This window comes from Clostridium novyi NT (genome assembly GCF_000014125.1).
Taxonomy (GTDB): domain Bacteria; phylum Bacillota; class Clostridia; order Clostridiales; family Clostridiaceae; genus Clostridium_H; species Clostridium_H novyi.
In genome coordinates, this window is record NC_008593.1 from 805,433 (window position 1) to 818,359 (window position 12,927).

Annotated in this window: 9 protein-coding genes; 6 read left to right on the forward strand and 3 right to left on the reverse strand. The window is 29.1% G+C overall.

Going from position 1 to position 12,927, the window contains the following annotated elements; all coding sequences use genetic code 11:
- Positions 1-62 precede the first annotated feature (62 nt).
- Positions 63-1,721 carry an MFS transporter gene (locus tag NT01CX_RS03650; protein WP_011721694.1) on the reverse strand — a complete coding sequence of 553 codons (1,659 nt, stop codon included), beginning with the start codon at positions 1,719-1,721 and terminating at the stop codon, positions 63-65.
- 141 nt (positions 1,722-1,862) lie between these two features.
- Entirely contained in the window at positions 1,863-2,393 is a 531-nt protein-coding gene (locus tag NT01CX_RS03655) for a TetR/AcrR family transcriptional regulator (RefSeq protein WP_011721695.1), read from the reverse strand.
- Between the two features lie 181 nt (positions 2,394-2,574).
- Between NT01CX_RS03655 and NT01CX_RS03660 the strand changes: the two genes are divergently transcribed.
- The 6 genes from NT01CX_RS03660 to NT01CX_RS03685 all read left to right on the forward strand — a co-directional run bounded on the left by NT01CX_RS03660 (position 2,575) and on the right by NT01CX_RS03685 (position 11,306).
- Entirely contained in the window at positions 2,575-3,261 is a 687-nt protein-coding gene (locus NT01CX_RS03660; protein WP_011721696.1) for a FadR/GntR family transcriptional regulator, read from the forward strand.
- Between the two features lie 288 nt (positions 3,262-3,549).
- Positions 3,550-5,073: an L-lactate permease gene (locus tag NT01CX_RS03665; RefSeq protein ID WP_011721697.1), complete on the forward strand. Its 1,524-nt coding sequence runs from the start codon at positions 3,550-3,552 to the stop codon at positions 5,071-5,073.
- An 83-nt stretch (positions 5,074-5,156) separates the two neighbouring features.
- A complete protein-coding gene (locus NT01CX_RS03670) occupies positions 5,157-5,945 on the forward strand; it encodes an electron transfer flavoprotein subunit beta/FixA family protein (protein ID WP_011721698.1) in 789 nt (262 codons plus the stop codon).
- A gap of 74 nt (positions 5,946-6,019) precedes the next feature.
- Positions 6,020-7,240 carry an electron transfer flavoprotein subunit alpha/FixB family protein gene (locus tag NT01CX_RS03675; RefSeq protein WP_011721699.1) on the forward strand — a complete coding sequence of 407 codons (1,221 nt, stop codon included), beginning with the start codon at positions 6,020-6,022 and terminating at the stop codon, positions 7,238-7,240.
- A gap of 45 nt (positions 7,241-7,285) precedes the next feature.
- Complete coding sequence (locus NT01CX_RS03680) at positions 7,286-8,686, forward strand: FAD-binding oxidoreductase (protein ID WP_011721700.1); 1,401 nt, start codon at positions 7,286-7,288, stop codon at positions 8,684-8,686.
- A gap of 154 nt (positions 8,687-8,840) precedes the next feature.
- Positions 8,841-11,306, forward strand: coding sequence for an Ig-like domain-containing protein (locus NT01CX_RS03685; RefSeq protein WP_011721701.1), 2,466 nt, complete (start codon positions 8,841-8,843; stop codon positions 11,304-11,306).
- A 67-nt stretch (positions 11,307-11,373) separates the two neighbouring features.
- Here the strand turns inward: NT01CX_RS03685 and gltX are convergent, their stop codons facing one another.
- Entirely contained in the window at positions 11,374-12,837 is a 1,464-nt protein-coding gene (gene gltX, locus NT01CX_RS03690) for a glutamate--tRNA ligase (RefSeq protein ID WP_011721702.1), read from the reverse strand.
- Positions 12,838-12,927: the final 90 nt, after the last annotated feature.

The window sequence follows — 12,927 nt, forward strand, 5'->3', positions numbered from 1 at the left end:
AAATAGGGATATATTAAGTACTAAATATTACTTAATATATCCCTTTATTTTATATAATATATTTAATTTTTAGATGCTTTATTACGAAGCATAAGAGTAAATATTAAACCTAGTATAGCTAAACAACAAGATGCTATAAACATATTTTTAAATCCACTATTTAGTGTGCTTTGAAAAGCTTGTTCTATTGAAAATCTGCTATTTTCTATTTTGTTTAAATAATCAGCTTTAAAAGAAGTGGCAAAAGGATTTCCTTTTGGCATCATTTTATCTATCATAGCTGATGAAAAATCTTTAACTGCATCAACTATTGTTGTAACATCTGATGTTTTAAACTTTTCTAAAATAGGTTTAGGTATTGAATTTGAAATCATATCATGTCCATGTGATCCTGGAACATTTATAGGAGGAAGTATGTTTTGTATATTATTAGGTATCTTTTTTGATGCCTCAACTATAAAATTTACCATTATATTTGGAGATATAGTAACTCCAATTGAACGAATTAATGATAATGTTGATAGAGCTGAGGCAGATTCTTCAGATGATACATAATTTAGCATTAAGTAATTTAGGGGAGTTCCCATAGTAAATCCCATTCCAAGACCAATAAATGCAAGTCCTATAAGAATAGAAAGAAATCCAGGATGAGATGTTACGAAAAATGCCATAAATAGTGTGCCTATAATGGTGCATAAGAATCCAATAGTCATTATAAATTTAGCTGAATACTTATCAATTAATTTTCCACCAAGGGGAGCTGCAACTCCAGAGAATATGGCCATTAAAGTAACTAAGTAGCCACCACTACCTGTTTTGATTTTAAGTATATTTTCTGCAAATTGAGGAACAAATACAACTCCCATAAGACCTGTACCAACAATAAAACTTATTACAAGAGTTAGGCGTATTTGTCTATCACTAAAATATTTTAAATTTAGTACAGGGTCATCCACATTTCTTTCTACAGCAATAAATACTGGTATAAGAATAACAAATATTAAAAGATAAGGATAAACAGATGTACTTTTTATGCTTTCCTTAAAGTGAAAGAAGTTTAAATTAGTTAAGGCATACATAATTGAAACTATAATTAAACTTAAAATAACACTTCCTTTTAAATCTAAAGATTTTGTAGTATCTGCTTTACTTTCTTCTAAATTCTTCATTAATATTAATATTATTATACTTATAGGTATATTTATAAAGAAAATCCAACCCCAATTTTCATTTCCAGCTATGTTTAGTACAGTAGAGCCCAAAGTTGGTCCAAGCATTGTTGCAATTCCATATATAGAACCTACAAGTCCTAAAGCAGAACCTCTTTTTTCTTTAGGAAAACTTTGCCCTATCATAGCTGTTGCAATAGGCATTATTCCACCACCACCAATTGCCTGAATTACTCTTGATATTAAAAGCATTGAGAAGTTGCCATAAAAGTTTGTAATACCACAAAGGGTTGATCCAAGGGCAAAGATCACAATACTAATACCATAAACTTTTTTTCTGCCGTATATATCTGAAAGCTTACTTGAAATTGGCATAGAAACGGCATAAGCAAGGGTGTATATAGTTATCATCCAAACTCCTATGTTCCCACTTATATTAAAACTGTTTGTTATTACAGTTCTTGCAGGAGATACAATACCGCTATCTATAGCACCCATAAATATTCCTAATAAGAAGACTATGAGTGCTCCAAAATGACTTTTTTTATTCATAGTTAGAAAACTCCTTTCAATGTTGAACTATGTTCATAAAGAGATAAAATATATAAATATATTCTTAATAATAAATATTAAAAATATATTTATAAATAGCTAACAAATAATCCCATTACAAGACTTATATTTATAATATACTTATATATTTAGAAATTGACACAATTCCTCAAAAGATATGTAGTGAGTTTTAGTTAGATAAAAAAGATTAGATATTATAAAAATAGCAAATTTATATGAATCTAAATCATTCTTAAAAGTTCCTTTTTCTTTTTCAATATCTATAAGTTCACTAAGACGTTTATATAGATTAGAAAAATAAGAATCACGTCTACATTTAATTCCTTTTACAGAGGAAATTTCATAAAATATAGCTATGTATTCATCCAAAAATAAATTAAAAGAGTTATATAACTTCTCTATTTTTTCTTTGAAAGATATATCACTATGCTTTAGGACTTCAATAAGTTCTATACTTTTATTAAAATCATTTTTTAAAATTTCCATAACTAACTCATCTTTTGTGGAAAAATAATTATAAAAAGTACCTATACCAATATTACAAGATTTAGCTATTTGTCTTATGTTAAGTGCTTTGTAATTTTCCTCTATTAGAATTCTTTTGCTTTCACTTAAAATAGTGTCTTTTATATTTTCTAGTATTTTAGGCATTAAAATAACCACCTTTTTATGAACTATGTTCGTATTATATCACTTATTATATTAATGTCAAGATTAATGTCAAGGATAAATAATTTTTGCAAACAATAAGAAATATTGACCAAATATGTATAAAAATTATATAATGAAAAAGTATAATACTATTATAGTATAGGGGAAGGAGAAGAGTAAAGTGTTTACTCCCATAAAGAATACCAAGGTTTACGAGCAGGTAATAAATCAAATTAAGGAAATGATTCAAGATGGAACTTTAAAAAAAGGGGATAAACTTCCATCAGAGAGGGATCTTGTAGAACAATTACATGTTAGTAGAACTTCTATAAGAGAAGCCTTAAGAGTTTTAGAAATCGTAGGAATAGTAGAGTGTAAACAGGGAGAGGGAAATTTTATAAGAACTAATTTTAATGATACTCTATTAGAACCATTGTCTATTATGTTTATGCTTAATGATTGTAAATTAGAAGAGATATTTGAACTTAGAAAAGTTATTGAAATAGAGACTGCTGCATTATCAGCAGAAAGAATAACTGATGAAGAGTTAAAAAAAATAGAAAATATTTTGGAAAAAATAAAAAGCTCAGATGATGAAGAAGAAAAGGTTAAGTTGGATACACAATTTCACTATTCTATTGCAGGTGCTTGTCACAATATTTTAATAGTGAGTATAATAAATGCTGTTTCTACACTTATGGATTATTTTATCAAGGATGCAAGAAAGAGCATAATAGGTGATTTACATAAAGAAATTATAGATGAACAACACGATAATATACTAAAAGCTCTAAAAAATCATAATCCCTATGAAGCTGTAAAGGCTATGAGAAATCATTTAGAATTAATAAATGAAAATTTAAATTAGTTTTTAATAAGAGTTTAGATGAAAATCTAGACTCTTATTATTTTTTCGACATTGTTAATAAAATAACTATATTGTGTCAAAAATATACATAAATGATTGTTATATGAAAAGTGTTTTATAAAATTTTAACAAAATATTAATAATAATTAAGTGTTTTTAGAAAATTTTAAATGTTAATAAAATAACTATTATAGAAATAGTCTAAAAATTATGATAATATGTATTTACAGGAAAGATGGTCATACCACTGAGACCGAAGTAAAAAATTAAAAATGTGGAGGTAAAAAAATGAATATGTATGTATTATGTTTAATAGCACTTGTTCCTATCATTTGGTTAATGGTTTCATTAGGTGCATTAAAAATGCCAGGACATATAACATGTCCAGCTACTTTGGCCTTAATTATTGTATTAGCAGTTATAGTATGGAAGATGCCTATAATAGATGCACTTACTGCAACTTTAGAAGGTACAGCTCTTGCAATTTGGCCAATAATGCTAGTAATTATTGCAGCAGTTTTCACTTATAATCTTTCTATGTATACAAAAAGTATGGACATTATAAAGAAAATTATGACAAGCATTACTACGGATAAAAGAATATTAGTTTTAATATTAGCATGGGGATTTGGTGGATTTTTAGAAGCTATAGCTGGATTTGGAACAGCAGTTGCAATACCAGCAAGTATTATGGCAGCATTAGGATTTGATCCAGTATTTGCAGCAATAATTTGTCTTATAGCTAACACTACTCCAACAGCATTTGGAGCAATTGGAATTCCAGTATCAACTCTTGCAAAGGTTGCAGGATTAGATCCAACATTACTTAGTTATGCAGTAGCACTTCAACTGGGAGCATTAATAGCAATTGTACCTATTTTATTAGTAATGATAACAGAAAGAAATGTAAAAGCAATAAAAGGTGTATTTGGTATATCACTTGCATCAGGACTTGCATTTGCAATCCCAGAAGTATTAGCGGCTAAGTATATGGGAGCCGAATTACCAGCATTACTTGGAAGTATAGTTTGTATGGGAGTTACTATATTAATGGCTAAGGTATTCTACAAAGACACAGCAGATAAAAGTGCTGAAAAGATACCTTTCAAAAAAGGATTCATAGCCTGGATACCATTTATATTAGTATTTTTAATTATAATTGTTACAAGTCCATTATTCGGACCTATTAACAGTGCATTATCAGCAATAAAAACAGAAGTTCCTATTTATACTGGACAAGGAGCTAAACCATATGTATTTAAATGGATAGCAACTCCAGGAACACTTATAATAATAGCAACTACTATAGGTGGATTAATTCAAGGAGCTAAGTTTGGTGAAATTATGAAAGTGCTTTGGGATACAACAAAACAAATGACAAAGTCAGCTATAACAATAGTTTCAATAGTTTCACTTGCAAAAGTAATGGGTTACAGCGGAATGATAACAGCAATTGCAGCAGTATTAGTTAAAATAACTGGAGGATTCTATCCATTCATAGCACCAGTTATAGGAGCACTTGGAACATTCGTAACAGGTAGCGACACTTCTGCAAACGTTTTATTCGGTGAACTTCAAGTTAAAGTTGCAAATTCATTACATTTAAGTCCTTATTGGCTTGCAGCAGCTAATACAGGAGGAGCTACAGCTGGAAAGATGATTTCACCTCAGAGTATAGCAGTTGCAACAGCAGCTACAGGAATTCAAGGAACAGAAGGTAAAATCCTTAATGGAACATTAAAATTCTGTTTAGCTTATGTAGTAATTTTAGGTTGTATAGCTTATTTTGGTGGAGGTTTTGCTCCGCAATAACAAATCAATAAGTTTGAAAAATATATAACAATGTGGTATTAAAGCTTAGTTAAAATTTTTAATATTTGATTGGGGGATTAATTATGGAAATTTTAGTTTGTATAAAGCAAGTGCCAGGAACAAGTAAGGTTGAAGTAGATCCTGTTACAGGTGTATTAAAAAGAGATGGAATAGATTCAAAAATGAATCCTTATGATTTATTTGCTTTAGAAACTGCATTTAGAATAAAAGAAAAGAATGGCGGTAAAGTAAACGTAATCACTATGGGACCACCTCAAGCAAAAGATATTATAAAAGAAGCTTTTATGATGGGAGCAGATGAAGGAACTTTGCTTTCAGATAGAAAATTCGCTGGAGCAGATGTTCTTGCAACATCGTACACAATATCTCAAGGTGTTAGAATGACAGGAAATCCTGATCTTATAATATGTGGAAAACAAACAACTGATGGAGATACAGCACAAGTTGGCCCAGAAATGGCAGAATATTTAGATATACCACATGTAGCAAATGTAAGAAGAATTGTAGAAGTTAATGAAAAATCAATAACAGTTGAAATGGATATGCCAGAAACTGTAGAAATACAAGAAATTAAATATCCATGTCTTATCACTGTAGAAAAGGATATTTTCACTTCAAGATTACCATCTTACAAAACTAAATTATCTACTAAGGATAAAGAAATAAAAGTATTTGGTTTAAAAGACTTTGAGGATACAGATGAAAATCATTACGGATTAAATGGATCTGCAACTCAAGTTGAAAGAATATTCCCACCAGAAGTCAATACTGACAAAGAAATGTGGCAAGGAAGTGGCGAAGAACTTACAGATAGACTATTAAATAAACTTAAAGAACTTAAATTTGTTTAAAATTTAAGACATGGAACCTAATTCTTGGCGAGTAGTATAGCCTAGAACCTTAAACAATCAAAGGGGGATTTATTATGGGAAAATTAGTTATTCATGAAAATAAATTAAACAAAGAAGTTATTGATGAGTTAGTAAAGATTTGTCCTTTTGGAGCTATGGAAGCAAAAGGAGATAAATTAGAAATATCAGCAGCGTGTAAAATGTGTAAGTTATGTGTTAGAAAAGGTCCTGAAGGCGTAGTTGAATACGTTGAGGAAAAAGTTGAACAAATAGACAAAGACTTATGGAAAGGAATTGCGGTGTATGTAGACCATGTAGAAGGAGAAATCCATCCTGTAACTTACGAGCTTCTTGGAAAAGGAAAAGAGCTTGCAAAAAAAATAAATCATCCAGTGTACGCACTATTCATAGGTCACAATATAAAAGAAAAAGCACAAGAATTACTACACTATGGTGCTGATAAAGTATTTGTTTATGATTATGAAGAACTAAAAGAGTTTAGAATAGAGCCATATACAGCAGTATTTGAAGACTTTATAGAAAATATTAAACCATCATCAATCTTAGTTGGAGCAACTACAGTTGGACGTTCACTTGCACCAAGAGTTGCAGCTAGATTTAAAACTGGACTTACAGCAGATTGTACTATACTTGATATGAAAGACAACACAGACTTAGTACAAATAAGACCAGCATTTGGTGGAAATATAATGGCACAAATTATAACAAGCAATAATAGACCTCAGTTTGCAACAGTTAGATATAAGATATTCTCACCTCTAGATAGAACAGAAATGCCTAATGGAGAAATTATTAACTGTGAAATTGATAAAAGTAAGTTTGAATCAGGTATTAAGGTTCTTAATATAACTAAAAAAGAAAAAGAAGTAAGTATATCTGATGCAGAAGTTATAGTCGCAGCTGGTAGAGGAATAAAATCAGAAAAAGACATGAAGCTTATAGAAGAACTTGCAAATGCATTAGGAGGCCAAATAGCTGGAACAAGACCACTTGTTGAAGCGGGCTTTATAGATGCAAAACAACAAATAGGACTTAGCGGAAGAACAGTTAAACCAAAACTTATAATTACTGTAGGAATTCAAGGAGCAGTACAGTTTGTAGCTGGGATGAATAATGCAGATACAATAGTTGCTATAAATAAAGATCCAAATGCTTCAATATTCAATGTAGCGCACTATGGAATCGTTGGAGATCTTTATGAAATAATACCAAATTTAATACAAAGACTTAATAAAGAAGAGGCTAAAAAAGAAGTAGCTTCAACTTGTAAATAATTAGTTAAATAAAATTACGGTATTGAAATCAGGGAGGTTATAGCAATGTGTGAATACAAAAAAATAGATAATAAAGACTTAGAATTCTTAAAATCAGTAGTAGGTAATGATAATGTTATATATGGAGACGATATAAGCGAAGATTATAGTCATGATGAATTAGGTGGTATAAGCAGTTATCCAGACGTTTTAGTAAGAGTACATTCAACAGAAGAAATATCTAAGATAATGAAACACGCTTATGAAAATGTTATACCTGTAGTAGTAAGAGGATCTGGTACTGGACTTGTTGGTTCATCAGTTCCACTACACGGCGGAATAATGCTTGAAACTACTGAAATGAATCATATATTAGAATTAGATGAAGAAAACTTAACACTAACACTAGAACCTGGAGTACTTTTAATGGAAATAGGAAAATATGTAGAAGAAAACAACCTTTTCTATCCCCCAGATCCAGGTGAAAAAAGTGCTACAATAGGTGGAAACATAAGCACAAATGCTGGTGGAATGAGGGCTGTTAAGTATGGAGTTACAAGGGATTATGTTAGAGGACTTGAAGTAGTTCTTCCAAATGGGGAAGTTTTAGAATTAGGTGGAAAAGTAGTTAAAAACAGTTCTGGATATAGCCTAAAAGATTTAATTATTGGTTCAGAAGGAACATTAGGTATAGTAACAAAAGCAACACTAAAATTATTACCATTACCTAAAAAATCAATAAGCTTACTTATTCCATATAAAGATATAGATACAGCAATTGAAATGGTGCCAAAGATTATAAAATCTAAAGCAATACCAACAGCTATAGAATTCATGCAAAGAGAAGTAATTCTATGTGCTGAAGAGTATCTAGGAAAGAAATTCCCAGATAGTTCATCAGATGCATACCTTCTATTAACATTTGATGGAAATAGTGCAGAACAAGTAGAACGTGATTATGAAACAGTTGCAGACCTTTGCTTAAAAGAAGGAGCATTAGATGTATTCATAGTTGATACAGATGAAAGAAAAGAATCTGTATGGTCAGCAAGAGGAGCATTCCTTGAAGCAATAAAAGGTTCTACTACAGAAATGGATGAATGTGATGTTGTTGTACCTAGAAATCAAGTAGCTACATTTATTAAATACACTCATGAATTAGAAAAACAATTCAATATGAGAATTCCAAGCTTTGGACATGCTGGAGATGGAAACTTACATGTTTACATCTGTCGTGATGAATTAAGTGACGCTGATTGGAAGAAGAACTTAGATGAATTATTCAAACTTATGTATAAAAAGTCAGAAGAATTAAATGGACTTGTATCAGGAGAGCATGGAATTGGATATGCTAAGAAACAATACATGTTTGAACAATATGGACAAAACTACATGAACATCATGAGAGGTATTAAAAAAGCCTTTGATGAAAAAAATATCTTGAATCCTGACAAGGTAGTTAAATAAGCCCTTTCAATATCTAATTAATATAAATAAAAAAATCTGGTAGTATAGTTGCTGCCAGGTTTTTTTATTTATTTAAAATAAAATTAACTTAATGAATTATATTAATTGTAGTATAATGTTTGTAAATGGTTATTATTGAAATGGAGGAATAAAAATGAAATACAGGAATGGCGTAACAAGTTTTGTGGCAAGTTTATTTATATTCTCATTAATACCGATAAATTTTTCAAATACCAATGCACAGGCGTTAGAAGGGTATAAAGATTATGATAAAAGTTCTACAAAAATAGAAAATAAGTACAAAATTAATGAAAAAATATTAAAAGTAGAACAAAATGAAGATTTTACAATGGCTCTAAGTGAATCAAACTTATACCTAATAAAAGATGGAAATTGTAAAAAATATGATTTAGGAGAAATAAAGATCCTATCAAACACAAATATTTTAAAGTGTGATAAATATATATATTTAACTCCATGTAAAGAGGGAGAATCTTATAATAAAGTAATAATAGATATAGATAAACTAAAAAGAAATCCTAAGAAATTAGAAGATTTTATAAAAAGTACAGTTTTAAGTTACAATGCTAGTATTACTGATTTAAAAACCGACAATAAAGAAAGTTACTATTTTAAAACTAAAGAGACTGATAAAGATGGCAAAATAAATTATGTTATAGTTAAAGTACATAAAGATGGAAAAACAGATAAGATTCCTATTAAAAGTGATATTAATGATTATGAAATAGAAGAGGATGGAAGCTTATGGATTTTAGATAATGAGAAAATATCTCATATATCTTTAGATGGAAAAGTTATAAAGTCTTATAATGAAGCAAACATAAAGAATATAACAAAGGACGGTAAGGGCAACATATGGCTTTTACAAGGAGATTCTATTAAAGAAATTTGTAATGGAAAAATTAAAAAAGTTTATACTGTATCAGAGGATAGTAAGGAAATAAGTGTAGATTCTAAAGAAAATTTAGTAATTAAAAACACTAGAGGATTTACAATTATAAAAAATGGTAAAACTGAAGATGTTGTAATAGATAGCTATGTGCAAAATTCTGCATTAGTTCTAAAGGATAATGATTCAGATATTAGAATATTAAGTGATAATTACAGTCAGTATTCAGATGAGAGTTTAAATGATGATGTTGTAGTGGATGTTAGTATAAAGGATGATAAATTTAATTTAAATAATAAAGCAGTAACTAAGTTTGCTAATTACAATAATGCTATTGTATATAATGGACAAGTGTATTTTGCACAATATAATACTCTTTATACATTAAAAAATAATTCTATGAAAGAATATGTTAAATTCAATAAAAGTGAGTATAATGAATTTGCAAGTGATGCTAAAGCAGATAAAAATGGCAGTATATATGTTCTGGGAAATAAAAATATATATGTTGTAAATAAAAATAAAAATGTAATCAATATACCTTTAGAAAAGATTTATTCATTTAAATCAGTTGACAAAAATATATTACAAAATGACAAGGATAATAATGTTTATTTAATAACTCAAAGTGGTGAAAATATAAGATTCAATAAATTAGAAGGCAATAATTTTAGAGCAGTTAATTTTAGAGCACAAGATGGAAAAGAACCTATTAATGTATTTTTAAATGAAAATAATGAATTTGAATTTGTTTATAAGGATAATAAAACAGGGTATAAAGTATACAAGCTAGATGAAAATCTTCTTCCAGAGGAAGATGAAAGGTTTAATAATGAAGGTCTAGTGTTAATGAAGACTTATAAAGATATAAATAAATTAAGTAGAACAGATGATGGCAAACTAGTTTTATGGATTGGCAAAAATATGGTGTATACAAAAGATAGAGCTGAGGAAAAGTTTATAGGACTTTATGATATACCATCTACTGATAAAATAACAAGTATGGTTAAAGGAAATGATGGTAGAGTATATATAGGTACAATAAATTCAGGAGTTATATGTTATGGAGAGAAAGTTGATAGAGATCCAGCTCATTACAAAGAAGTTATGCCTAAGGAAAATAGTTTAGTTGCAGATAACAAAGAATGGACTATAAAATTTAATATGAAGTTAGATAAGGATACTATAAATAACAATAATATTATTGTAGTTACTAAAGATGGAGAAAGACAAGATATAGACATTAAGCTTAATGATGATGGTAAATCTATAAAAATAAAGCCAAAGAAAAATTATAAAGATGAAAGAGATTATTATATAGTTGTAAAGAACGATGTTAAATCAATATCAGGTAAAAATCTAAATAAACCTGTTTACGGTAAATTTACAGTAATTAAAGTTCCAAAGGTTAGTGATGCTGTAAAATTTGAAATAATAAAACCTATAAACATGGATATGAATAATAAGGAATTTATGGAAACTATAATTAATAATTGGACAAAAGAATTTGAAGATAGTGCAAAGGGCAGAAATGAAGCTGTAAAAGTGGGGAAAGTTGTAGTAAAAGAAATGAAAGTTAATAAAGATACAGCGTATATAGTTTTTAATGCAGAAATTGCAAGTAAAAGTAAGGGAAAAATAGAAAAGGATAACAAGGATATAGGATTAAATTGTAAAAAGGTAGAGAAAAATTGGATAATAATTAAGTAATAATAAATTATATATTAATTAATAAATAAAAATGATATCTCATATTGAGATATCATTTTTATTTATATTAGTTAATAGCTTCTTTTAATTTTTCTATTCCTACTCTAACTCTTCTTAAAGATTCTTTTTTTCCAAGAATTTCAGCAAGTTCGAAAGCTCCTCCTGGTGAAGATGCTTCCCCTGATAATGCTGTTCTAACAGGCCAGAAAACAACTCCGTTTTTAACTTCTAGTTCTTTAACCAATGAGTAAATTACATCATTAAGAGCATCAAAAGTCCAATCTTCTAGTGCTTCTAAAGCTGGTAGAGCTTTTTCTAAAGTTACTAGTGAGTTTTCAGGATTAGTTTTCATCTTTTTATGAGAGTATATTGAAATATCATAATTAGGTAACTCTTTTACAAAAGCTACAAGTTCAGGGATTTCAGTGAATACTTCTATTCTTGTTTGTACTTGTTCGCTTAATTTTAATAAGTTGTAAGTTTCCATTTCTTCTTTTGTGAATATTTCTTCATAGTATGGTAATGCATACTTATGGAATTCATCAAGAGAAAGTTTCTTTATATATTCTCCATTCATCCATTTTAATTTTGTAGTATCAAATATAGATGGAGATTTATTTATATTCTTATAATCAAATTCTTTAACAAGTTCTTCAAGTGTAAAGATTTCTTGATTTGTTCCTGGGTTCCATCCAAGAAGAGCTATAAAGTTTACAACAGCTTCTTTTAGGTATCCTTTTTTTAGTAAGTCTTCAAAAGATGCATCTCCATTTCTCTTACTTAATTTGTTGTGAGCATCTTTCATTATTGGAGGGCAGTGAACATAAGTTGGTATATCCCATCCAAAAGCATTGTATAATCTATTATATTTTGGTGCTGAAGATAAGTATTCATTTCCACGTACAACGTGAGTTATTCCCATTAAGTGGTCATCTACAACATTTGCGAAGTTGTAAGTTGGAAGACCATCTGATTTTATTAATATCATATCTTCAAGTTCAGAGTTATCTACTGAGATTGTTCCGTATATTTCATCTTCAAAAGTTGTTACTCCATCTAAAGGGTTCTTTTGTCTTATAACATAAGGAACTCCATTTTTAAGGTTTTCTTCAACTTCTTCTTTAGAAAGATTTCTACAATGACCATCATATTTAAAAGTATCTGAGTTTTCTTTTAGAGAATCAAGTCTTTCTTTGTCACAGAAACAGTAGTAAGCTTCACCTTTTTCTACTAATTCTTTAGCATATTCCATATAAGTTCCTTTTCTTTCACTTTGAATATAAGGACCTACAGGACCACCTACATCTGGACCTTCATCGTGTTTAAGTCCAGTCATTTCTAAAGTTTTATATATTACATCAACGGCGCCTTCAACATATCTTCCTTGGTCTGTATCTTCTATTCTTAGTATGAATTTTCCATTTTCATGCTTTGCTATAAGATAAGTGTAAAGTGCTGTTCTCAAGTTACCAACGTGCATGTATCCAGTTGGACTTGGTGCAAATCTTGTTCTAACTTCCTTTGCTGACATGTATTTTCACTCCTATGTTATGTATATTTAAATACCCTTTATATGTAATAAAAGGTATATTGAAATTCTATTTTAATGATATACTAAGGG